This window comes from Pseudomonas sp. AC016 (genome assembly GCF_979253365.1).
The window spans coordinates 2,392,863-2,417,349 of the sequence record NZ_CEEDCC010000001.1 but is presented as its reverse complement, the minus strand read 5'-3'; the positions used below and the strand labels follow the sequence as shown (position 1 = coordinate 2,417,349).

Here is a 24,487-nt window from a genome sequence, read left to right as displayed (position 1 = left end):
GACGTGCCCCTGTGCAAGCGGGCACGTAAGGCAGATCACTTACCCTTCACAACCATCTGCGCAGGCGCATCACCCAGGGCCTGCCAGTTCGGCCGATACATCGACTCCACTTGCGGCGGCGGCACACGATAGGTGCCCGGTGTCACAGCGCGGGCCAGATACAGCAGGTGCACGCTGGTGCCGCCGTTGATATCCAGCGCGGCCACATAGCGGTCACCGCGGTATTCCTGATGCTTGATCCCGGCGTTCTCCATCGACTCGCGCAGGGTTCTCACCTCTTCGCTGGCGTCTGCCAGACTGGCCGAACTTTGCGCCAGGTTCTGGTTTTCCAGCTCGAGACCGGCTGGCAGCAAGTCCACGACCAGCGCATCCGGCACGCGCTGACGGGCGCCGATTTCCAGATGCACCAGCACCAATTGCCCGGTTTTCAGCGCGCCGACGTTCAGCGGCGCGCCGCTCAGGCTCAGGTACTCACGACGAATCGTAAGGTTTTCGCCACCGGCAACCGGTGCCTGAGTCGGGTAGCCCGACACAGTCAGTTGCTGATAAAGCGGGTCGCTGCCTTCGTTGTGGACCGACAGTGGCGACGCCAGCAGCGGGCCGTCGAGCTTCAGGGCTGGCTGCTTGTTGCTCAAGTCGCGCAGTTCAGTGCCGCTGGTGAGTTTTGCCGCCCAGTCCTTGTCCGGCTTGTTCAGCAGGTTGCGACCGGCCAGGAACAGCGAATTGCTTTCCTGTGTGGACAGGTAGCGATTGGCGGCGACTTCATCGGCCAGAGTAAACAAGCGTTCATCGCGCTTGTCCTTGGCCATGTCGTTTTCTTCCAGCAGCGCCAGAATCAGCGCCTGATCACGCAACGAACTGCCGTAGTCGGCCAGCCATTCGTTCTTGCGACTGATTGCCAGACCTGCCGTCAGTGCCAGATCGGCACGCGGCTTGTCGCCCATTTTCTCCAGCGCGACCGCCAGTTGCACCAGCGGCAGACCTGAGCGTGCATCGCTGCGGCGATCGAACAGACCGCGCAGGGCCGCCAGTGGCGCCTGCTGACTGCGCGACAGCACCAGACCGGCGTAGGCCTGAACCGCAAAGCGGGTGTGCTCGGCGTTCTGGCTGTAGTTGACCTGGATCTGACCGGCGTCCTGCAAGTAGCGCAGCAGACGCTCGTTGGCTTTCTTCAGCGAGTCCGGCGGCACGGCAAAGCCTTGATCACGGGCACGCAGCAGGAAGTCGGTGACGTAAGCGGTCAACCAGTATTCCTCTTCGCTGTCCGAGCCCCACAGGCCGAAACTGCCGTTGTAACGCTGCATGCCCAGCAGGCGCTCGATACCGATTTCGACCTTGCGCTTGCGCTCGGCATCCGGTTCGCCGGTCAGGCCCAGGCGCTTGAGGGTGGCGGCATCGGCATACAACGACGGGTACAGGCCGCTCGCGGTCTGTTCCAGGCAGCCGTAAGGGTAGGCTTTCAATGCACGAATCTGTTCGCCCAGGTTCAACGGCGGACGACTGGACAACGACAGCATGGCTTCGCGGCCGGCCGGTTCAAAGGCTTCCAGCGCGCCTTCCGGCAGGGTCCAGGGCTGATCGTTCAGCGTTGCCCGGTAATGCTTGAGCAGCGCCGGGTAGGCCGGACGCACGCCAACGGTCCATTCGCGTGTGAATGCAGGCAGGTTTTCGCCCGGCAGGTTCAGGCCGTCCACCAGCACCTTGATTTTGCCCTGACCCAGACCGCCCTGCGCCAGCACCGGTATTTTCAGGGTGACGCGCTGGCCTTGCTTGAGTTGCAGCGGTTTCAGCTGGTCGCCGCCGGGAATGCTCAACTGCCCTTCGGCGCTGATCTTCACGTCCAGCTTCTGAGCGGCGCCCGACAGGTTGGAGACGTCCAGCGCTACCGTGGTCTGGTCGCCACCGGCCAGGAAGCGCGGTGTCGACAGCTCGGCAATGATCGGCGCGGCGACCACAGTCTTCGCTTCGGCCATGCCATAGCGGTCCTCGGTCCAGGCCTGCGCCATGATGCGCAACTCGCCATTGAAGTCCGGAATATCCACGCTGACTTCGCCTTCTCCGGCGTCGTTCAGGGTCACTGGCGCGCTTTGCAGGGCCACGATGGTGACGCTGGTGTCAGGACGTTTGCCGCCTTTGGCCAGCGCGTCACCACCAAAGGCAAGGCTGGCCAGACGACCCTGACCGGCTTCGATCAACTGGCCGTAGATGTCCAGTTGGTCGGCACCGTATTCCTTGCGTCCGAACAGACTGGCGAACGGATCCGGCGTGGCATAGCGGGTGATATTGAGGATGCCGACGTCCACAGCCGAGACCAGCACGCGGACCTGTTTCGGCACGCTGCCATCGGCGTTTTTCGCGGCGACCTTGAGTTTGAGCGGCTGTTTGGGACGCATCTTCTCGGGAGCGGTGACGTGCAGCGCCAGCTTGCGTTGCGAACGGTCCAGCGGCAGGTGCAGAACGCCAACAGCGCGCTTGGGCGTGACATTGGCCTTTCGCTCGCCGGGACGTACCACCAGCGCGGTGACGTACAGGTCGTGGCGTGCCCACTTCTTATCCAGCGGGATATCGAACGACTTGCCTTCGACCGGCACGTCGATTTCCTTCCACCACAACGGCCCTTCACTGGACTCGACCAGCAGATAACCCTTGCCTGCGGCAGGCGGCGTGACTGTGATTTTGGCGGTGTCGCCGTCGTTGTAGGCGGGTTTGTCGAGCGCGAGCTTGACCTGATCCGGCCTCACCGCGCCGCCGTCGGTGTTGTCCTGCCAGCGGTAACCGGCCCAGAAACGCATGCTGCTGACCATGCCGGTGGATGGATCTTCCACCTCGACGCGGTACGGGCCCCACTCGACCGGGAAGCTGATCTTGGCTGTGGAGTCCTTCTTGAGGCTGACGGTTTCTTCGTTCAGGTTGAGGAATTTCTCGTTGAAGTGATAGCTCCAGCCGTCATCGGTCGAGTAGTTCCAGTAGTAATCGCGGCGCTCACGAATCAGGCGCACCTTGACGTTGTCCGCCGCCAGCTTGTTGCCAGCAGCGTCTGCCATGACAATTTCGAATTCGGCCGGGCCGTCGCCATCGGTCTGCGCTTCGCCCTTGCTGGCGTCCTCGTCGTATTCATCGTCGCCGGTGCTCTTGCCGAACAGCGCGCGCACGCCGGGCAACTGCTCGGCAGGCCAGATCGGCTGGACCAGACGGCGGGTGATCGGGCGGCCGCCGGACTCCTGCAGGCTGGCCTGCAGAATCAGTTGCAATGGGGATTTGGCTTCAGACCATTTGGTTTCAACAGCCAGTGTTGTATGGCCGTTGGGGTCGAGGGTGACCGGTTCCAGATCGACGTCGTGCTTGAGGTCTTCCTCGGTGATCGAACCGAACTGGTAACCCGGCAGTTTGGGCACGGCTTCGCGCAACGGACGCACGTACACCTGACCGGTCAGGGTGTTGCCCGATGCTGGCGCGCCATACAGGTAGCGGCCAGTGATGTCGAACTCTGGATTATCGGCAGGCGCGACCGGCACATCGCTGCCTTTGAGTTCCAGTGCCAGACGCTCCGGCAGGAAGTCTTCAACCTTGAACTCATAGAGCTGCGGCTTGCCGTCGCCCAGGTCGAACACCAGTTGCCAGCGCCCGGTCGGGGCTTCGTCGGCAAGCTGCAATTGATACTGATAGAAGCCGTCCTTGTCGGCTTCCCAGACAAACTTGCGGCTGACCTGATCGTCAGGGCGGCGTACTTCGACGGTAATCGGCTGCGGCTTGACGTTTTTGCCGTCGTTGTCACGCAGCAGGCCATTGAGCAATACGGTTTCGCCGGGGCGATACAGATCACGCGGGCCGAAGATGAAGAATTGCAGCGGGTGCGCCTGCGGGCCGGAGATATCGAATTCGGCCAGGTCCAGCGCCGAGCTGTTCAGGCGCAGCATGCTGGTCTGTTCATCCTTGTGCGCCAGCACCACCGCAGCCTTGGCAGGCAAGGGCAGTTGCATGTGGCCGTCGCCTTCGGTCTTGCCCTGGGCGACCACCTTGCCATCGTCATCGTAGACTTCGACGTTGACGTCACTGATGGCCTTGCCGCCTTCCAGCGCCTGAGTGAACACGTCCAGACGATTACTGTAACGGTGCACCGACAGCCCAATGTCGCTGAGGGTGAACAGGGTCGCAGGCTGCGAATAACTGTAAGTGCCCGAAGCACGCATCACCGCCAGATAAACGCCCGGTTGTTGCAGGGCCTTGATCCCGGCAATCGGCAGCAGCAGGGTTTCGCGGGTGTTGCGGGCGGGCTTGAGGTCGAAGCGGCCGCCGTACACCAGATCAGCCATCGGCAGCAGCTCTTCGGAGCTGTAGCTGGACAGGCTGGATGCGCCATCCCACTGAGCGAGGAAGTTGGGCATCGAGTCGGCTTTGACGCGGAAGAACTCGACATCCACCTTGTCGACGTTCAGCGCGATCACCGGCAGACCTTCGGCAAGGCGGGTCGGCAACAGGCTGCCACGGCTGGCAAAGCCCACGCTGGGTTGCAGGTCGCGGGTTTCAAGGCGGCTGATGAATTCGGCCGCCAGCTTGGCCTTGTTGACGGCCAGCAGCCCGGCATCGACGGTCAGGACCAGTTTGCGTTGCGGTTCCAGATGGCGCAGACGCAGCTCCATCAGGTTGTCGGACAGCTCCCATGCGCCATCGACCTTGCCATTCTTGCTGTCCACCAGATGCAGTTTTTCACCAAACTTCTGCTCCGGGTCCAGCGGTACGGAAAAACTCACCGACAGCGTGCTGGCGCCGTCTACCTGGATTTCAGACACATCAATGACCGTCAGCTCGCGTCCGGCATAGCGCTTGCTCAGCGCGGCAAGATCAACTGCAGGCTTGGGTTTGGCCTCGGTTGCCGCCGCTTCGGTGGCTGGCGCTGCGGCAGGCGCAGGCTTTTGCGAAGTTGAAGAATCACAGGCGCTCAGCAGCGCAAGCGCGCAAGCCAAAAACAGTCCTTTGTTGAACATTTGGGCACTCATCGACGGCAATTGAGAGGGGGGAGCTGTAACGGGTGAGACTATATAGCAGTCAAGGTTACAAGTATTACAAAGCGCGCGAATAGACCTTCGTATTGAGACGTTGTTCGCAGGTGGCGCAACCGGACGCGACGCGTCCTGAGCGGCGTTACCACGCAGAGCGCTCATCGTTATGCACACGTCCGCCTCAACACTGATCGTGCCCATCGCTCCGCGTGGGCATGCCTCCCGTGACGCTCCGCGTCACAAATGGCACCGATTGAGGATTCAGTGAGCCGAGCGCATGACGTGGATAACGCTCGAGCTTGACCACGCATCTTGCGCCACATTCAAGAGCGGACGCGGAGCGTCCTGAGCGGCATTCCCACGCGGAGCGTAGGAACGATCATTATCGTATTCCTCCAAGAGGACTTGTGTATAACGCCGAGCGCGGAGCGTGCGGAACGATCAGTGTTATGGCTGGCGCAAAAAATCTTCAGTCGGCAAACCCGCGCAGCGCTGGCTACAATGCCCGCCTTGCCGGGAGTCCTCATGTCCAGTTTGTTCCACGATTGGCGTCATCGCCCCACCCACGGTCGTGTCTGGGCGCTGGCCGCGCCGATGATTCTGTCGAACATTTCCGTGCCACTGGTGGCGCTGGTCGACAGTGCGGTGATCGGCCATTTGCCGCATGCGCACCAGTTGGGCGCGGTGGCAGTCGGCGCGACGCTGTATACCTTTCTGGCCTGGGCCATGGGCTTTCTGCGCATGGGCACCACCGGCTTTGCGGCGCAGGCGGCGGGGCGCTCGGATGGTGCCGCGCTACGCCAGATTCTGTTGCAGGGCCTGCTTTTGGCGGTCGGCCTGGCGCTGCTGCTGGGTGTGGTCGCCGTGCCCTTCAGCCAACTGGCGCTGGCCATGATGCAACCGTCAGCCGATCTACAGCAGATGACACTGGATTTCTTTCACACCCGACTGTTCGGCCTGCCCGCCGCGCTGGCCAGCTATGCGCTGGTCGGCTGGTTTCTGGGGACGCAGAACGCACGGGCGCCCTTGGCGATTCTGCTGACCACCAACCTGGTAAATATCGCGCTCAATCTCTGGTTCGTGATGGGTCTTGACTGGGGTGTGGTCGGCTCGGCGCGGGCCTCGGTGCTGGCTGAGTGGACCGGGGTCGTGCTCGGCCTGATCCTGGCAAACAAGGTCCTGCGCGCCTGGCCTGGTCAGATCGTCTGGGCGGCGCTGAAGCTGTGGAGCAACTGGCGACCGCTGCTGGCGGTCAATCGCGACATCTTTCTGCGCACGCTGGCGCTGCAGTCAGTGATGTTTCTGATCACGGTGCAGGGCGCACGGCTGGGCGATGCGACGGTCGCTGCCAACGCGCTGCTGCTCAACGGCCTCTTGCTGACCTCCCACGCGCTGGACGGACTGGCCCATGCAGTGGAAGCCCTGTGCGGCCATGCCATCGGCGCGCGTGATCGAGTCACCCTGCGTCGCTCGCTGGTGGTGGCCGGCGGCTGGTCATTGATCGCCAGTGTCGGGTTCGCGGTGCTGTTTCTGGCGGGCGGTCAGTGGTTCATTCGATTGCAGACCGATATTCCAGACGTGCGCGAAACCGCCATGGTTTACCTGCCGTATCTGGCACTGATGCCGTTGCTGGCCGTCTGGAGCTATTTGCTCGACGGGTTGTTCATCGGTGCCACCCGTGCCCGCGAGATGCGCAATGCAATGCTGATCAGCGCAGCCGCTATTGCGCCCGTCGCGTATCTGGCGGCCAGCCATGGCAATCACGCGCTATGGCTGACCTTTCTGGCTTTCACCCTGCTGCGCGGCATCAGCCTGGGCAGCATTGCCCTGCGTCTGACGCGCAATGACGGCTGGTTCGTCCGTTAAGGCGCTGCCACCGGGCTAGCTGCAACTGCAGTCGGGTGCGGGCCGTTCACGAACATGACCACCTCGTCGATCACCGGGGCCAGACTGCGCAGCGGTTTGGCGAATGCGCCGACCAGCGAGCCGTGAGTGGTGCGCGAGAAATACAGCTCGCGGACAGGCAGGCCGGCTTCACGCAACTTCATGGCCAGACCGCCCGTGTTGCGCTTCGGGTCGACCTCTTTGTCCTTGTTGGATGCCAGCAGCAAGGCCGGCGGCGAGCCGGCATTTATGTGGTTGATGGGCTGTGAGTCGCGTGGCGTGTTCGGGAACAGAAACGCACGCTGGATCTCGGGATCCTTGATGGGCAGGAAGTCATAAGGTCCGGCCAGGCCGATCCAGCCACTGATGATGTGGTTAGAGACGCCTTCCCTGGCCAGCCAGCGCGGATCGAGTGCCAGCATTGCGGCGTTGTAGGCGCCTGCGCTGTGGCCCATCACAAACAACCGGTCGGGATCGCCGCCATAGGTCTTGATATGCTTGCGGGTCCAGGCCACGGCCTTGGCCGAGTCTTCGACGAAGTCCGGGTAGCTGACCTCAGGGTACAGCCGGTAATCGGCAATGATGGCCACAATGCCACGCTCAGCCAGCGCTCTGCCGACGAAGGCATAGTTGGCTCGTTCTCCATGGGTCCAACTGCCGCCGTAGAAAAACACCACCACCGGTGCCTGTTCAACGTTCGCCTTCGGGGTATAAATGTCCAGCCGGTTGCGCACTTCCGGGCCATACGCCACATCGGGCACCTCATGAACGCCGTTGGCCGGGGTCAGGGTGTTGAGCACCTTGAACACAGAGCAACCCGACAATATGGTCAGCAGGGCACCGGTCATCAGCGTACGGAAAATCGCTCGGGGCATGGTGGAGTCTCGATAAGGGGGGAGCGGCCGGATCAGGCAATGCAGTCTCGGACTGTGGCAAGGCCCTATAGTTACACCACCTTGGTACGTTAGTAAGTGAACTCTGGTTCATCCCGGTCATCAGGTTCCCATGCAGGTCGTTCGCCATCGAGCACAATTCGCGGGCTGACAAGCGTCATCCCGTCCGAGTCGAACCGGACCTGACTGGCGCCCACCTGCAGCAGCAACTCGCCGTCACGCTCCAGGTGAATCTTTGAACCATCACCCAGCTTCAGTCTCTGGCTGTCACCGGGGACGCTATGCCAATCGAGCAGCAGCCGTACGCATGGCGCGTCCTGTACGTCTTCTGCGCCCAACAGCACGAGAGGTTGCGTGGAGCCGGAATGCAGCGTCGCGACGATGATCGGGTTGTCGGGATCGTTCACCTTGAACTCCACCACCACTTGCATGCCGCCCTGGCACAAGAGTCGCAACGCCGGATCGACAGGCAGCCAGCACGTGGTGTGGCGTGCATCGGGGCCTTGTCTGGCCCATTCGAATTGCACCTGAACCCGCCCGTCCGGATCGCGCTCCTGCAGTTCGCCCGCAGCGCCCGTGAGCCAGGCGCGCTGCATCCGGGCGAAGACGGACCACGGCCAGGGTTCGTCCGAGACGAAGCCTTCTTGCCAGGACGCGGCCTGGAAGCGGTTCGAATAGGACTGCCGGCTCGAGTCATCCTTTGCTGCCTGGTCGTCGAAGCGGTGTTCGACCCCGGTGATCAGCCACATGTGATTCCAGTCGCGCTCGGGAAGCCCGGCCAGCGGCAGCAGCAATCCGCTGGTGACGAAGGGCAGGGTGCTTTCGCCTTGCGCACGCTGCGGTCCGCGGTTGTCCGTCCCTGTCCGGGTCACGGCAAACTGCGTAACGCCCGGCTGATGCTGAAACTGGCTCAAGGCTGCGATGGGGGCGCGCCGAAACCCGCGCAGTCCCTCGCTGAATATCAGTTCATGGCGACGTCGGTAGTGATGGAAGTGGTAGTGAATGTTCTCTTCGGCGCACAGCCGCTGTATGAACATCAGGTCGGACTCGTTGTGCTGAAAACAGGTTTTGCGCGTTTGGCATTCTTTTTTCAGGTCGAACCGGTAACTGTCTTTCAGCCCATGCTCCTTGAGCACCTGAGCGATGATCTGGTTAGCGCTCATCTGCTCGAAGACCCGGTGATTGTGGCGTTGACCAAGACACGTCAGCCTTGGGCCGACGGTCAACCGGTAGCACGCAGGCCCCGGCCGATAATGCACGCGGGTCGCGCCCTGAATCTGACCGTGAAACCCTTGCGGGCTACCGTTGAAGCTCAGAAAGGCGGACGTGTACATAAGACTTGCCAGATCGACCTCATCGCCGCTGACCTGCAACTGGAACACGTACGGCTGGCTGATCGCCTCGTTGGCTTTGAAGGACAATACGCTGAAATGGCGACGCAGGCTTGCAATCTCCAGACGAAAGAAGGGTGCGCTGGCTGAGTCGGGCATGAAGTGTTCTCTACCGAAAATGCGGTCAGCGATTCTGGCGGAGAAGACCGTGCGGTAAAGAGGTGGCACACAGAAAAGGAAGTTGCCTACACGGCACGCAGGAAGGGGCTTACACAGGGGGTTTTGACGGATGATCGCCCCCGCGAGGGAGCGATCATCCGTTCAGGTTCAGGACGACAGGTAGGAAGAGCGTGTCAGCCCCAGACGCAGAGCGTCGAGGAAGTAGGTGCGTTCACGCGGGGTGATCTTGGCGCTGGCGACCTTGTCCCGGTAATGGGTCATCAGTTCTTCCGGCGACAAGTGCACGTAGCGCAGCATGTCCTCGATGGTGTCGTGGGTCTCGATGCCTGCGTGGTAAACACTGCCATCCGGGTTCTGGTAGATGTTGACCGAATCGGTGTCACCGAACAGGTTGTGCATGTCGCCGAGAATTTCCTGATACGCGCCCACCAGGAAGATGCCCAGCAGGTAGTCTTCGCCTTCGTTCAGCGGGTGGACCGGCATGCTCGTCTCGATGCTCTGCTCGTCGACGTATTGCTTGATCTTGCCGTCGGAGTCGCATGTCAGGTCCTGCAGCACGGCGCGGCGCACCGGTTCTTCGCCCAGGCGATGCAGCGGCAGGATCGGCAGCACCTGACCAATGGCCCAGGTGTCCGGCAGGCTCTGGAATACCGAGAAGTTGCAGATGTACTTGTCGGCCAGCTTGTCGTTGAGTTCGTCCAGCACCTGACGGTGCGAACGCTGACGCGCTTTCAACGAGTTGTGCAGGCGGCGGCACACAGCGAAATAGCACTGCTCGCCCAGCGCTTTCTGCGCCAGCGTGATCTTGCCGTCGGCGTACTGGGTCGCGATGTCGCTCATGTAGTGCGTTGCACGCCAGTAGGTCTCGGTGACCATCTCGATGTCGGTCGGACCCAGCAGGTCCACCAGCCATTGCACGGTTTCCGGCAGGCTTTCCTTGTCGGCGATTTCAGGTACTTCGTCGTTGTGCTTCTCGACGTCGGTGACCTGCACCACGAGCATGGCGTGGTGAGCGGTCAGCGAGCGTCCGCTTTCCGAGAAAATGTGCGGATGCGGCAGGCCTTGCGCGTCGCAGAACTCCTTGAGCATGCCGACCACGACACCAGCGTAGTCGTCCATGTCGTAGTTGATGGAGCTGGCGTTACGCGAGTGAGTACCGTCGTAATCCACGCCCAGACCGCCGCCCACATCGATGTGGTCAACCGGCAGGCCGAGGTTGCGCAGTTCGCCGTAATAGCGGATCGCTTCCTTGAAACCGTGCTGATAGTCGGCCAGGTTGGCGATCTGCGAGCCCATGTGAAAGTGCAGCAGGCGGATGCCCTGATCCAGACCGGCCTTGCGGAAGCGCTCGACCACCGACAGCAACTGCGCAGCGGACAGACCGAACTTGGATTTCTCGCCACCGGTGTCAGCCCATTTGCTCGACGCCAGGGAAGACAGGCGCACACGCAGACCGACCTGAGGCGCGACCTTGAGCTCGGCGGCTTCTTCGATGACCAGTTCGACTTCGGATTCTTTCTCGATGACGATGAAGACATTGTGGCCCAGCTTCTGGCCCATCAGCGCCAGACGGATGAACTCGCGGTCCTTGTAACCGTTGCAGACGATGGTGCCGCCTTTCGGGGCCAGCGCCAGCACGGCCATCAGCTCAGGCTTGGAGCCGGCTTCCAGACCAATGGAAACGTTCTGGGTGGCGATGATGTTCTCGACCACCGCTTCCTGCTGGTTGACCTTGATCGGATAGAGCGCGGTGTACTGGCTCTGATATTCCAGGCGCGCGATGTTGCTGTCGAACGCACCGGTCAACTGCCGGACGCGGTCCTGCAGAATGTCGGGGAAACGGACCAGCAGTGGCAGAGACAGACCGCTCTTGCGCAAGTCTTCGACCTGCTCGTAAAGATCGATAGGCGAGCTGCCAGCCCCATTGGGACGAACTTCAACGCGACCGGCTTCATTGATCGCAAAATAGCCGGCGCCCCAATGGCGAATGCCATAAACGCTGCGGCTGTCCGCAACGGTCCATTGGCTGCCATCGTCTTTGCGTGTACGTCGTACGGACATCGAAGTCCCCTATAAAGAAGTCGTAGCGCCAGCTCATAGCCGGCTGGGCGCAGTGTAAAGAGTGGAAATGACGGTATTTGTTCCGGTCAGCCGTTCGCAGGCTGGCGGGTTCGGTCAACCGCCCGACTTTTTCGCCTTGAAGCCTTTTTTGGTCAGTTCGGCCAGCAGCAGTTCGACATGATCGCCCTGAATCTCGATCACCCCGTCCTTGAGCGACCCACCTGTGCCGCAACGCTGCTTCAAGGCCTTGGCCAGGTCCTTGAGTGCGTCTTCGGCCAGCGGTACGCCGGTAATGGTGGTGACTGTCTTGCCGCCGCGACCTTTGCTCTCGCGACGAACGCGGGCAATGCCGTCCCCTTCGGGAATGGCGGTCTGCTTGCAGGTGCAGTCATCAACGGGTTGGCGACAGTCGGGGCAGTGACGCCCTGCGTCGGTTGAAAATACCAGGCCACCCAGGGCGGCGAGGGAAGCGGCTTTTTTAGCCACGGGAAATCCTCTTGTTGAGGACTGACGATGGGTCGGACTCGCTGGAGCCATCGACCGCGAAGCCCCACTCTGGCAGGGGCAGCGCTATTGGACCGACAAGGCCGGTCCAGTTTCAAAAGGTCGCGCAGTGTAACGGCAAAACAGCCAGTTGCTAAGGGGTTGAATGCGCCAATTTACTGAACATTTGCGACCTGCTTCAGGTAGCGTTTCAAGGCTGCCAGCGAGTCGGGGCAATACGGTTTTTCTTCGGCCTGACGCAACACCTCTGCGACGGGCATGAAGCGCGCCTCCATGACCTCTTCGGGCTGCAGTTTCAAGGCACCGTCCCAGACTGTGGAAAACACAGCGCACCAGATCCGGTTATCCGGCTGGTCGAAGAAAAAACGCTCATGGGCCTGCAACGCGACGTCGTGCACACCCAGCTCTTCTTCCAGCTCGCGGGCGGCGGATTCGGCATAGCTTTCATGCGCCTGCACCATGCCGCCAGCCGCTACGTCCCAGTAACCGGGGTAGATGGCCTTGCTCAGCGTGCGGCGGTGCACGCACAGCTCGCCAGCGGAGTTGAACAGCAGAATGTACGTGCCCCGGCCGATAAGGCCCTGCTCGCGCAGCTCCATGCGCGGGCGTGCGCCCAGCAGCGTGTCGTGCTCGTCGACCCAGGCAATCTGCTCGGCGTCCGAGGCGGCGCGGTGCGCGGCCTCGTTCGAAGGGATCGCCATCAGCCCTGGTTCAGCAATTGACGAAGATCGATGACCGCTGCGTTGGCGCGCGAAATGTAGTTGGCCATGACCAGCGAGTGGTTGGCGAACACGCCGAACGGGCTGCCGTTCAGAATCATCGGGCTCCACAGCGGCTCCTGCGAAGCTTCCAGCTCGCGAATGATCTGGCGCACGCTGACCGTGGCGTTCTTCTTGGCCAGTACGTCGGCGAAGTCCACTTCAATGGCGCGCAGCAGGTGCGAGAGCGCCCAGGCCTGACCGCGTGCTTCATAGAACACGTTGTCCACTTCCAGCCATGGGGTCTCGACGATCTCTTCGTCTACCTGTGGCACTTCACCCGGTTTGACGGAGGCGATGGACTCGGTTTTCAGCGTGCTGTTGAGTTTCACCCGACCCACGCTGGCCGACAGGCGTTGCGACAGCGAGCCCAGACGGGTACCCACATCGCCCAGCCAGTTGTTCAGGTTGTCGGCACGGGCGTAGAACAGCGCGCCTTTCTGGTTTGGATCCGACAGCCGCGCCTGATAGCGGCTCAGGGCGGTGATGCCATCGGCGTACTGCGACTCGCTGGACGGCAATATCCAGCTGCGGTTATTGAAGTTGAACAGTGGCTCGGCACGCGCCAGATCACCGTCTTCAGCCGATTGCGACTGGGAGCGGGCGAAGTCTTTGCGCAGCGCACGGCTCAGGTCGCGTACCTGGACCAGTACGCCATATTCCCAGCTCGGGATGTTGTCCAGCCACAGACCCGGTGGCATGCGGTCGTTGGAAAGGTAGCCGCCGCGCTTGTCCAGAAGGGTCTGAGCGACGCTTTTCAGGGTTTCGACCGTGGTGTAGCCGATGACCATCGGTTTGCCTTCGCGCTCGGCGGCAGCCTGTGCATTCTGCTGCACCGGAAACAGCGCAGGCTCCTTGCTCCAGTACCAGCCGACGGCCAGGCAGACGAGCAGGTAGATCAAGACCAAGGCACCCAGCGCACGGCTGTAAAACAGGCTGCCCAGATAGCCGCGTCGTTTGACCGATGCAGTGTCAGCGGTACGCTCACCCGCGCTGCCTGCGCGGTTTTTCCAATCCAGCATGGTGGGGTCCTTTCGATCTTGAGTTGAATGCTACGTGGCGTTCGACCGTAACCTTACCTCAAGGTGCAATGAACGAGCGTATCCGGGGCGGATTTTCGTGATTGTGCGGCTGACATCGCTCTGTGCCGCCGCAGGCGTCAGGCAAAACAGTCGCGGCGATCAGACTGTTTACATTTTGTCTGACAAGAACTGTGCGTGGCCTGCGAAGACACTGTATCAGGGCCCTCGACAGACGGCCAAAACCAGTGATAGCTATTGGCTATACAGGGATAGTTATACGTAATGGCATAGCGCCATATATTTGTTGTCAAATAAGTGACTTGCGGCACTCAGGTGTCGTATCGAAGGTGCTAGCATAGCGCCATCACCCGTTTCGCTCTGCGAACCTAAAGTAGCCTTGATATGAACGAGCCCGAAGATCCCAGCCGTGATCGCTTGAAGCACCATTTTGCCCAGCGGGTCATTCATCAGGCACGTCAGATTCTTGAAACCTGGCAACGGCTGCAGAAATCCGAATGGTCGGCCGGTGACATGGCTGAACTGAAGGATTCGACCTTGCGTCTGTTGCGCTTTGCCGAGCGTTTCGAGCAGACCGAGCACATTGCTCTGGCTCAGGATATCGACCAAGCGCTCAGTGCGGTCGAGGCCAATCGGGGCCGCCTGAACAGCAGCGCCATCACGGAGCTCAATCGCCTGATGCAGCGCCTGTCGCGCACAGGCCTGCGCCATGGCGACCGTTTGGATCAGACGTCGCTGCCGCCGTTGCGCAAACCGGTTTATGTGGTGCTTCAGGACCATGAGCGGGCAGAGCGGCTGTCCAAGCAACTGGAGTTCTTCGGCCTGTCCGCGCTGTCGTTGCACAGTGTGTCGGAGTTTCAGACGGCCATGACCCAGCGCCATCCGGCCGCCATTGTCATGGATGTCGATTTCAGTGGGGCCGGTCAGGGTTTGAAACTGGCGTCTCAGGTCCAGGAAGGGCTCGAACAAAAGCTGCCGTTGCTGTTCTTCAGTCTCAATGAAACCGACACCCCGACCCGGCTCGCTGCCGTGCGTGCCGGTGGCCAGGAGTTTCTTACCGGTGCACTGGAGGCGTCGAGCCTGCTGGAAAAGATCGAAATCCTGACCTGCGTGGCGCAGTACGAGCCCTACAAGGTGTTGATCATCGACGATTCACGCGCACAGGCCACGCACACCGAGCGTGTGCTCAACGCGGCGGGCATCGTCACGCGTACCTTGCTCGACCCGATCCAGGCGATGGGTGAACTGGCCGAATTCCAGCCTGACCTGATCATCCTCGACATGTACATGCCCGGCTGTACGGGGACTGAGCTGGCCAAGGTCATTCGCCACAACGACCGTTACGTCAGCGTGCCGATCATTTATCTGTCCGCCGAAGATGATCAGGACAAGCAATTGGACGCCATGAGTGAAGGCGGGGACGACTTCCTGACCAAGCCGATCAAGCCGCGTCACCTGATCACCACCGTGCGCAACCGCGCTGCCCGCGCCCGTAATCTGAAGGCGCGCATGGTGCGCGACAGCCTGACGGGCCTCTATAACCACACGCATATTTTGCAATTGCTGGAAGACTGCAGCTTTCGTTCGCGTCGCGAAGGCAAGCCGCTGTGCTTCGCGATGCTCGATATCGACCATTTCAAGAAGGTCAACGACAGCCACGGGCACCCCATGGGTGACCGGGTGATCAAGAGTCTGGCGCTGTTTCTCAAGCAAAGGTTGCGCAAGACCGATTTTATCGGCCGTTACGGGGGCGAGGAATTTGCCATCGTCATGCCGGACACGGATATCCAGAGCGCTCATCAGGTGCTGGAGGAAATCCGCCATCGTTTCGCGGAAATCCATTATCCGGCGCAGCCTGCCGATCTGTTCTGTACGTTCAGTGCGGGTGTGGTTTCACTCGGGCTGCATGATGACAGCCTGAGTCTGGCCGCCCAGGCCGACAGCGCGCTGTACCGCGCCAAGCATGCCGGCCGCAATCAGGTGCACTCGGCACTGGTGGATGCGCCGTATCACGTCATGCTTCCTGAAACCGAAACCTGATGCCCTCCAGCCGGTCAGGTCACGCTGGCGCGCTGCCGTACACCCGCACTGCCGGGTGAAAGGGCCAGCGCCAGTTGCGTACGGTTGTGCATGCGGGTCAGGCGCAGGACCTGCGAGACATAGAGTTTGACGGTGTTTTCAGTGATGCCCAGCTCGCAGGCAATCTGATAGTTGGTCTGGCCCGTGCCGACCAGCCTTGCGACGTCCAGCTGGCGTGGCGACAACCCGGCAAAGATATCCGGCATCCGCGGCTCTTCGCTTGAGGCAGATTCGGCCTTTCTTTCAATCGATGAACCGGGTCGGGTCTGATCGAGATTCTGGTAAAGGTCGTCGATGGACGCGGCCAAGTACTGGAGCTTTTCGTTGAGCAGCCCCAACTGATGGAGGTTTCGCTGGCGCTCGCCCAGTGCCTCGATCTGAAGGTGCACGCCTTCGAGCACCTCGTCCAGATTGACGGGTTTTTGATAGTAATCCGCGATTCCGGCACGCAAGGCCTTGATGACGTCCTTCTTCTCGGCCTTGCCGGTGAGCATGATGGCCTCGAACAGGTGCTTCCTGCCGCCCGCACGCTTCATCGCTTCGACCATCTCGATGCCGTTCATGCCCGGCATGTCCAGATCACACAGCACGATCCCGACAGTGTCGTCCTGATTGAACTGCTCCATGGCCTGCGCACTGGAAACGCAAGGCACGCAGTGATAACCACTGTTTTCGAGAAACTCACACAGCTCTTCGACCACAGCAGGCTGATCATCCACCACCAGTATTTTTACCGACGAATACGTGTTCACGGGCGACTCCATGCTGGTCGGCAACAGTGGGAGACTGGAGCCTGAATCCATTCAGCAGAATTAAGTGCGGCGCGGGTGGTACTGCTTCAATAGAAGTATGCGCCTGCCAATAACCGTAGTCGTACTTTGTGATTATGTACATGGCAATAGTGCATTCTTTGATCAGCGAATAATTAACACCGTTAACAGAAGTCCGATCAATAGAAAGGGCGAGAAGGGATATTTATTTGTCGTCTGCGGGCCCATATGCAAGTAACGGCGCGTAACGTGCTGGTTTGCAAGGGGCCATAGCGTATTGATCGATACACTCCAGAGTGCGATGGCAATGCCTGCGCCAATAAACGTACCCAACAGATACAGACTGTCGGTGAGCAGTGCCAGCGCGGTCAGAAGTTTGACATCCCCGGCCCCCAGCTTGCCCAGCACATAGCCCGGCAAGGTCAGTGCCAGAGCGGTCAGCGTCGCCCAGCCAGCCTCCACGGGTGTCGCGCCCAACCATGTCTGGCCGCTGTACAGGAGGTATCCGCCCGCCAGTATCGCCACGCCCACTGTCAGCCCGTTGGAAATTTTCCGTTGCCGCGCATCCTGTTCAGCACACAGTGCAAACCATACAAGTAGAAAAAATAAATCCATTCGGTAAAAAGCGTCCTGTTTTCCTGAAAGAAACTATGCTGATGTGAAGTCGTAAATGTCAGAGTAGACGTTGACATGAAAACCACCCCGCATCTTTCTTCGCCACGCAGACAACGGGGCGCCGCCGCTATCGAGTTTGCGGTGGTGTTCGTGCTCTTTTTCGCGGTGTTCTACGGCGTCGTAAGTTACAGCCTGCCGTTGTTGATGATGCAGTCTTTCAATGCGGCTGCCAGTGAAGCGGTGCGTCGCAGCGTGGCGCTGAGTCCGACGGCGGTCAATTATAACCAGTTGATCGTGAGCCAGGCCGAGACGGTGGTCATGAACCAGTTGTCATGGATGCCCGCTTCATTGGGGTTCAGCAATTCCAATGTGCGGGTGACCTACACCGCGGGTGTGCTGACGGCCAACATCAGTTATCCAAAATCCAGGCTGGCGCAGGTCCTGCCCTTTCTGACCCTGCCGGGTATCGGCGAAATACCCCGTCTGCCCAATAACCTTTCTGCCCAAGCGAGCCTGCAACTTGTCCCTTGAGAAAAGCCGTCTGAGTCGCTGGCTGGGCCGTGCCGATGCGCCTCCGGCCCCGCAAACCCTGCCGTTGACCACTGAGCCCGATCCCATCGGCGCCGATCTGTACCTGTTGCTGGACGATGACGGGCGAGTGCAGAGCATCAGTCCTCACCTGGCTTCGAGGCTGGGTATCGCGCCACCCATGGCTGAATCACAGCGCCTGATGAGTCTGCTGTTGCCCAACAGCGCGCTGGTGATCGAGGGTGTGCCGCAGGAATGGCTGGGGCATATGCTCGATCTGGATTTCAAGAGTGCCGATGCTCACATCCTGCACGCACGCGGCTGGGTTCAGGCGCACGGCAAGGAGTGGTTGCTGCAACTGCTCGACATCAGTGACCTGATGGAGGAGGCCAGCGCTGCCCGCAGCCGCCAGCAATGCCTGCGCGTGGCCGGGCAGATCGCCGAGCGTGTGCGTGTGTGCCACGTTGACCGGCTCAAGGCAGTCGTCACCGAGCAGCTCGAAGAGCTTGCACAGCTCTGGCGCATCCCCTGTGTGGCGCTGGTCCTGCCTGAAGCGGGTGGCGCTGGCTGGCGGGTTTATTGTCAGTACAACGCTCATACGGCGCCCGAACTGTGGCAGGCCGGTCAGCGTCTGGGCAGTGCACTGGACGCCCTCGACGCTAACGTGACGCATCAGTTGTCGTTCGGCATGGGTTCGCCTTCCTCATCGCTGCAGAGCGCCTTCGCCAATGCCGACGGTTTTCTGATGCCGCACAGCCGTGAAGGCGTAGCCAGGGCCTGGCTGTTGTTCGGTTTCTACGATGCCGGGCAACAGGCACCTGACCTGGGTGAGCGGGAATGGCTGAACCTGTGTTCTGCCCTGGCCGGGCCGGTGCTGTTCAGGCTGTCGGAACAGCACAACCGGCATCACGTCGAGCGGCTGGCCGTGCTCCAGGACCTGCTGGGCACCGGCTGGTGGGAATTGCTGCCCGGCACGGACGAGATTCTGCTGGCACCACAACTTGCGCGCAGCCTGCGCCTGGGTGACCGGGTCGAAAGCCTGTCGCGTCAGGACTGGCTGGCGCTCATTCATCCGGCGGACCGTCAGGAACTGACCAGTCGCCTGACCCAGTTGCGTGACAAAGGCACGCCCATGCTGCTGTGTGTGCGTCTGGCGCAGGCCGATCCCACTCAGGAAACCCTCTGGTTCCGGATTCAGGGCCAAGCGTTGATCAGCGGGCAGGTGCAGCGTGTGCTGGGTTTTATGCTCGATGTCAGTGACATCAAGAACCAGGAGACCGATGCGGCGGCCGCGCACAAGCGGCTGGATAACCTGATCGCCAGCTCACCCGCCGTGATCTACGTGCAGCGCTATGACCAGGGCAATCTTGAGCCCAGTTTTTTCAGCGACAGCCTGACGCCGTTGCTGGGCTGGACGCTGGCCGAGTGCGTCGAGGGCCAGCTTGCCGAATATATTCATCCCGAAGACCGCGATATCTGGTTCGAGCGCAGTCGCCAGCTGTTGCGTGAAGGGTTCGTCAGCCGTCGCTATCGACTGCGCGACAAGGACGGCAGTTACCACTGGCTGCTGGACGAGGCCCGCCTGCTGCGTGACGACCTCGGCATGCCGGTCGAGGCGGTCGGGCTGTGGCTGGATGTGACCGAGGCCACGCTGGCCGCCGAACAGGTGCGCAAGAGCGAGGAGCGCTATCGGATTCTGGTCGAGGACTCGCCCGCGATGATCTGTCGCTACACGCCGGATCTGGAGCTCAGCTTCGGTAACAAACCGCTGGCCGGTTACATGGAATGCACGCCCGAGCAACTCACCGGCCTCAATCTGGGCGACTGGCTGTCCGACGAGCAGCGTGAAGCGTTCGTTCGCCGTATTGGTCTGCTTACACCTGAAGAGCCGATGAGCACGGCGGAAATCTGCATTGAATTGCCCGGCCGCGAATACGCGTGGTGGATCTGGGCGGATCGCGGGGTATTTGATGAGCAGGGCAGGTTGATCGAGATTCAGGCCGTTGGCCGCGACAACACCGACGTGCGCCGCTCCCGCATGCAACTGAACCAGAGCGCCAAGATGGCCACACTGGGCGAGATGGCGACCGGGCTGGCCCATGAGATCAATCAGCCGCTCAATGTCATGCGCATGGCGGTGGTCAACGTATTAAAGCGTCTGGGCAGGGGCGATGTGGATATCGAATACCTCACCGAAAAGCTCAACCGCATCGACACGCAGGTGCAGCGTGCTGCACGGGTGGTTGACCACATGCGCGTGTTCGGGCGGCGCTCGGAAATCGAAGAGCAACTGTTCGATCCGGCCCAGGCGGTGGAAGGCACCGTGTCGATGCTGGCCGAGGGCATGAAAGGCAAGGGCGTGCAGTTGCGCATCGGTGAAATGAGCGCGCCTGTTCAGGTGCGCGGGCATGTCGATCAACTGGAGCAGGTGCTGATCAACCTGATGGTCAACGCCCGTGATGCCTTGCTCTCACGTCGGGAGAACGACCGTGAGTTCGAACCGTGGATCAGCGTCGAGGCCGAGCGCGATGAAAACATTATCCGCCTCGTCGTGCAGGACAACGGCGGCGGTATCGACCCGCGTCTGCTGGAACGGATTTTCGAGCCGTTCTTCACCACCAAACCCATCGGGGTCGGCACCGGGTTGGGGTTATCGGTCAGCTATGGCATCGTCGATCAGATGGGTGGCCAGTTGAGTGTCAGTAACGTCGGCGAAGGCGCGCGTTTTCTCGTCGAACTGCCGATCTTCAACGCCGGTTAGATCACCAGATGGGCCTGGCCGAAATTGCAGCTCAGATTGGCACCCACGTCGGCAGGCGCCAGTGTCACGCCAAGGGACGCCAGCAGCGGGTCCACCACCGAGGTCAGCAGGGGCTTGAGGGTGTTCTCGACGATGACATCCAGTGCGCTGGTCAGACTATTCAGCAGGGTGGCCGCGCCGGTGATCACATTGCCCAGCGTGGTGCTCGTCGCGGGTCTGTAGACATCGACCTTGACCCCTGAAACCACGCCATTGAGCACGGTGCTGGGTTTGACAGAAGTCGTGCCGGTCAGAAAGTAGGGCGGGCTGTTGATCTCGGGAAGGTTGGGCGAGCTGAACGTTGTGTTGATCGCGGCAGCGGTGCCCGGTGGAGACTGGCTGACGGTGTCGAAGCTGAGACCGATGCCGCCGGCGCCGAAGGGCGTGCGTGTTGTGCAGTTGCCCAGAAGGCCCAGTATTTTCTGACAGGTCTGTGTACCGATATCGATCACCGGCAGCGGTATCGCCGTGACGGCGGAAGGGTCGGTGCTGGCGGGGAAGGCTGAGGCGTTTGTGATCTGGCCCAGTTTGGCGGTGACCAACGTAGCGTCGGTGTGAACGTTCAAGGTCTTGACGGTGTTGCTGGTGCAGGTATAGCCGGTGATGTAGCTGTCGGCGCTGGCCAGCGAAAGACTCAGGTCGATTTTGGGGCCGGTCGCTGGCGTACCGCTGTCCAGAAACTTGATATCCGAGACCATGCAACTGTTCAGGCCCAGCGCGCAGGTCGCCGAGGTCACTACGCCTGCCAGATTCAGATTCAAGGCACTGTTGAGCAGTGGCGTCAGGCTGCCCACCACCGAGCCTGCGGTGTTGGCCAGTGACGTGATGGTGCCCAGCACCGGCAGGTTGATCGATACCAGCGCACGCATCTGCGCTGTCCTTACGTAGATGCGATTGGCACCGGTTTTGGGGTTGAGCGGGTCGATCTTGCCGGGATCGCCGATCGCGGACAGTTGCGGCGGTTCGATGACCTGAATGCGCGTTGTCACCTGAGCCAATCCCGGGATATTGATCTGCACGGGGGCTGAAATGCCGTTCTTGTCATTGGCCAGTTGCGCCAGACCCTGCACCAGATCCAGCAGCCGCAGACTGGTGTTCAACGCTGCGATATCAGCGCTGCCCTGCACGGCCAGCAAGTCTCCGAGCAAAACCGTTGTAGCGCCGGCCGCTGCCTTGATGGCCTGCAGGCCCGCGATGGTTGCGGTGGCGTTCAATGTGCCACTGGGGTCCAGCACATTGATGGCGCTCTGCATCAACTGACTGACTGAAACCGTGGTGTTGAGCACTTGGGTGTAACCGACGGCGGTCAGGTTCAGGTCGAGTTTGAGTCTGTTCAGGTAATTGAGCAGGCTCAGGTCGGTGTTGACGAGGCCCTGCCAGTTGGCGACACCCAGGTTCAGTGTCCCGCCCAGCAGCCCTCCGACGATCGGGTTGAGCACCGCTGCCTTGGCGCTATCGATTGTCATGGCGGCACTGCGAATGGTCAGTGAGGCCAGCGGAGAGGCGCTGGCCGCGACGGCGGTGGCGCTGAGCTGAATATCGGGCGAGTCGGGCGTACTGTCGACCAGTGCTGCGATGCCGGCGGCGATGCTGCGCGGCACAGGATGGCTGACGACCACCTGAATCGCCTGTGATTGTGTGGCGTCGGCGGTAAATACCCTGCGGCTCTCGGTGTTCACCGACAACGTGCCGCACGTGGTAACCAGCGTGCGGCCATCGCTGCCCGGCGTAAAGCCGTTGCGGATGGCGCTCTGAGTGGCGTAACTGGCAGCGCTCGCGCCCGTTGCGCAGGTGCCTTTGCGCCCGGCCGCTTCCAGCGCCGCGACGTCGGCGATCCGTTGCAGGGAGCGTTTTTCCATGTACAGCCTGCCGCTGTCGATGACCATCAGCGTGCACAACAACGCCAGCACCAGCGTCAGCGCCGCCATCAGGCCAATTGCACCGCGCTGCCGATCCTGCGTCGCGACGTAACGATTCAGGGGAGACATCAGCACTCCTTCGGCATCGCCGTCGCTCACTCACCTGTTGTCAGGGAGTGTAGTCAACGCGATGAAGGTGTGCTGGCGTATGCACATCAAGGCGGCATCCGCTGATCACGTACAGATGCCAGCCCTCACACTGATCGTTCCTCACGATGGGCACTATCGACGTCGGGTGATGATCGTTCCTCACGCGCGATGGGCACTATCAGTGGTGAGCCGGATTGATGATCGTTCCTCACGCTCCGCGTGGGAATGCCGCTCAGGACGCTCCGCGTCCGCTCTCGAATGTGGCGCAGGGGTGTGCCCAGGCTCCAGCGTAAGCCACGTCATGCGCTGGACTCACTGAATCCTCAGTCTGTGCCATTTGTGACGCGGAGCATCACGGGATGCATGCCAACGCAGAGCATTGGCACGATCAGGTGAGGCGGATTTGATGATCGTTCCTCACGCTCCGCGTGGGAATGCCTCCCAGGACGCTCCGCGTCCGCTCTCGAATGTGGCGCAGACGCGTGCCCAGGCTCCAGCGTTATCCACGTCATGCGCTCGGCTCACTGAATCCTCAATCTGTGCCATTTGTGACACGGAGCATCACGGGATGCATGCCAACGCAGAGCATTGGCACGATCAGGTGAGCCGGATTTGATGATCGTTCCTCACGCTCCGCGTGGGAATGCCTCCCAGGACGCTCCGCGTCCGCTCTCGAATGTGGCGCAGGTGTGTGCCCAGGCTCCAGCGTTATCCACGTCATGCGCTCGGCTGACTGAATCTTCAGTCTGTGCCACTTGTGACGCGGAGCGTCACGGGATGCATGCCAACGCAGAGCATTGGCACGATCAGTGGTGAGGAGGTCAGCGCGGTGGATACTGCTCCAGGATTTTCGCAACGGTCGCGCGGACGGCGGTTTCGCGGTCGGTCGGGTTGCCTGCGTTGTCGCTGAGGATGCGCTCGGTGCTGCCGCGCCAGACCAGCTTGCCGTCCTTGCCATCGAACAGGTCGATCTGCAGGGTCGACACCTTGTAGTCCACGCTGCGGGTTTCGGTGTTCATCGGTGCGCCCCAGTAGCCGTAGCCGCCCCACGGGCCCCAGCCGCCACCATAATTGGTGCTGACCAGTTGCTGACGGTTCTCGACGATCAGCCAGGCCTGAACCTTCAGGTCGGCCTGTCCTCCGGCTGGCGCCATGCGCAGGCCGCGCTGGTCCAGCTGATCGCTGATGGACTGGCGGATGCGCTGCTCGGTCAGGTCGCTTTTGAGGCGTGGATCATCCGGCTGATATTGAACGCCGGGCTCCTTCCAGCTCCAGCTGCGATAACCGCCGAAGTCCCGCTGGGCATCGAAATCACGATTGACCTGGTTGTTCTGACACGCAGTCATCAGCAGCAGGCACGACAACAACACAAGGCGGCGAAACATGGCAGTGCTCCGAAAGGGATTACCGTGGGGGATATTCGGTCAGTGCCTGTTGCACGGCCTGACGTAACGCTTTGCTGCGGTCTGACAGATCATTACCACTGCGCGCGTCGGCGCTGGTGCTCCAGACCGGTTGGCCGGTACGGGCGTCGAACAGATTGATCTGCACCACCATCACGCGCTCCTGATAGGTGCGCACCACCGGCACGCTGGCGTAACCGCCATAGCCAGGGCCGTAACCGCGCCGGTAGCCGTCGTAACCCAGGCCGCCGCCGTAATACGGATCGTAATCCTCACGCACCTGTCGCAGGCGTGTTTCCTGACGGGTTGCCGCGCTGACATACAGATCGGCTGGTTTGTTGCGTGCAGGGCGCAGCCCGCGCTGGTCCAGACCGGTACTGACGGCTTCAGCGACCTGCGCCGAGTCCATCCAGGCCGTGCCGGGGGGCAATTGGTCGTTGAGCCACGCCCAGCTTTGATAGCGTCCGTAATCGCGGGTCGGAGCAGGGTAGGCGCTCAGGTCCAGCGTCTGCGCTGCCTGAGGCGGCGCAGGTGGGATCGGCATTGAGCTGGCGACGTACGGATTGTTGCTCTGGCAGGCGCTGGTTGCCAGAAACAGAACGATCAAGGCGAGACGGTGCTTCATGATGTTC

The 24,487-nt window shown here is 61.2% G+C and carries 16 protein-coding genes; 4 read left to right on the top strand and 12 right to left on the bottom strand.

The genetic code is table 11. From position 1 onward, the window contains the following. Nucleotides 1-35: 35 nt before the first annotated feature. Nucleotides 36-4,985, bottom strand: a complete 4,950-nt coding sequence (locus tag AC0IXS_RS10750) for an alpha-2-macroglobulin family protein (RefSeq protein WP_471824578.1) — start codon at nt 4,983-4,985, stop codon at nt 36-38. 540 nt (nt 4,986-5,525) lie between these two features. Between AC0IXS_RS10750 and AC0IXS_RS10745 the strand changes: the two genes are divergently transcribed. After that, the gene (locus AC0IXS_RS10745) at nt 5,526-6,866 is read left to right on the top strand and encodes an MATE family efflux transporter (protein WP_025995945.1); all 1,341 of its coding nucleotides are present in this window, start codon (nt 5,526-5,528) and stop codon (nt 6,864-6,866) included. Here the strand turns inward: AC0IXS_RS10745 and AC0IXS_RS10740 are convergent. The 6 genes from AC0IXS_RS10740 to AC0IXS_RS10715 form a co-directional block, all read right to left on the bottom strand. Next, nucleotides 6,863-7,759, bottom strand: a complete 897-nt coding sequence (locus AC0IXS_RS10740) for an alpha/beta hydrolase (RefSeq protein ID WP_057408731.1) — start codon at nt 7,757-7,759, stop codon at nt 6,863-6,865. The genes AC0IXS_RS10745 and AC0IXS_RS10740 overlap by 4 nt on opposite strands. 89 nt (nt 7,760-7,848) lie before the next feature. Further along, nucleotides 7,849-9,267, bottom strand: coding sequence for a type VI secretion system Vgr family protein (locus AC0IXS_RS10735; RefSeq protein ID WP_471824576.1), 1,419 nt, complete (start codon nt 9,265-9,267; stop codon nt 7,849-7,851). Nucleotides 9,268-9,435: 168 nt separating this feature from the next. Further along, entirely contained in the window at nt 9,436-11,349 is a 1,914-nt protein-coding gene (speA, locus tag AC0IXS_RS10730; protein WP_004882932.1) for an arginine decarboxylase, read from the bottom strand. A gap of 114 nt (nt 11,350-11,463) precedes the next feature. Continuing rightward, on the bottom strand, nt 11,464-11,835 hold the full coding sequence (locus AC0IXS_RS10725) for a translation initiation factor Sui1 (RefSeq protein WP_004882933.1): 372 nt from the start codon (nt 11,833-11,835) through the stop codon (nt 11,464-11,466). A gap of 173 nt (nt 11,836-12,008) precedes the next feature. Continuing rightward, on the bottom strand, nt 12,009-12,554 hold the full coding sequence (locus tag AC0IXS_RS10720) for an NUDIX hydrolase (RefSeq protein WP_471824573.1): 546 nt from the start codon (nt 12,552-12,554) through the stop codon (nt 12,009-12,011). Then, complete coding sequence (locus AC0IXS_RS10715) at nt 12,554-13,633, bottom strand: DUF2333 family protein (protein ID WP_057408729.1); 1,080 nt, start codon at nt 13,631-13,633, stop codon at nt 12,554-12,556. Before AC0IXS_RS10715 ends, AC0IXS_RS10720 begins: the two co-directional genes overlap by 1 nt. Before the next feature lie 402 nt (nt 13,634-14,035). Between AC0IXS_RS10715 and AC0IXS_RS10710 the strand changes: the two genes are divergently transcribed. Further along, the gene (locus AC0IXS_RS10710) at nt 14,036-15,691 is read left to right on the top strand and encodes a diguanylate cyclase (RefSeq protein WP_057408728.1); all 1,656 of its coding nucleotides are present in this window, start codon (nt 14,036-14,038) and stop codon (nt 15,689-15,691) included. Nucleotides 15,692-15,705: 14 nt separating this feature from the next. On the opposite strand, the gene AC0IXS_RS10705 is transcribed toward AC0IXS_RS10710, so the two are convergent. Beyond that, a complete protein-coding gene (locus AC0IXS_RS10705) occupies nt 15,706-16,494 on the bottom strand; it encodes a response regulator (protein WP_471824571.1) in 789 nt (262 codons plus the stop codon). Between the two features lie 150 nt (nt 16,495-16,644). Beyond that, the gene (locus AC0IXS_RS10700; protein WP_449125854.1) at nt 16,645-17,115 is read right to left on the bottom strand and encodes a prepilin peptidase; all 471 of its coding nucleotides are present in this window, start codon (nt 17,113-17,115) and stop codon (nt 16,645-16,647) included. A gap of 75 nt (nt 17,116-17,190) precedes the next feature. On the opposite strand from AC0IXS_RS10700, the gene AC0IXS_RS10695 reads away from it, so the two are divergent. Together AC0IXS_RS10695 and AC0IXS_RS10690 are read left to right on the top strand one after the other, a co-directional pair. Beyond that, a complete protein-coding gene (locus AC0IXS_RS10695) occupies nt 17,191-17,646 on the top strand; it encodes a TadE/TadG family type IV pilus assembly protein (RefSeq protein ID WP_025995937.1) in 456 nt (151 codons plus the stop codon). Then, nucleotides 17,636-20,404 carry a PAS domain-containing protein gene (locus tag AC0IXS_RS10690; protein WP_471824569.1) on the top strand — a complete coding sequence of 923 codons (2,769 nt, stop codon included), beginning with the start codon at nt 17,636-17,638 and terminating at the stop codon, nt 20,402-20,404. Before AC0IXS_RS10695 ends, AC0IXS_RS10690 begins: the two co-directional genes overlap by 11 nt. Here the strand turns inward: AC0IXS_RS10690 and AC0IXS_RS10685 are convergent. The 3 genes from AC0IXS_RS10685 to AC0IXS_RS10675 all read right to left on the bottom strand — a co-directional run bounded on the left by AC0IXS_RS10685 (nt 20,401) and on the right by AC0IXS_RS10675 (nt 24,480). Then, complete coding sequence (locus AC0IXS_RS10685; RefSeq protein ID WP_471824567.1) at nt 20,401-22,431, bottom strand: pilus assembly protein TadG-related protein; 2,031 nt, start codon at nt 22,429-22,431, stop codon at nt 20,401-20,403. The genes AC0IXS_RS10690 and AC0IXS_RS10685 overlap by 4 nt on opposite strands. 842 nt (nt 22,432-23,273) lie before the next feature. Continuing rightward, the gene (locus AC0IXS_RS10680; RefSeq protein ID WP_057408619.1) at nt 23,274-23,837 is read right to left on the bottom strand and encodes a DUF4136 domain-containing protein; all 564 of its coding nucleotides are present in this window, start codon (nt 23,835-23,837) and stop codon (nt 23,274-23,276) included. A gap of 19 nt (nt 23,838-23,856) precedes the next feature. Continuing rightward, complete coding sequence (locus AC0IXS_RS10675; RefSeq protein ID WP_471824566.1) at nt 23,857-24,480, bottom strand: DUF4136 domain-containing protein; 624 nt, start codon at nt 24,478-24,480, stop codon at nt 23,857-23,859. Nucleotides 24,481-24,487 lie beyond the last annotated feature (7 nt).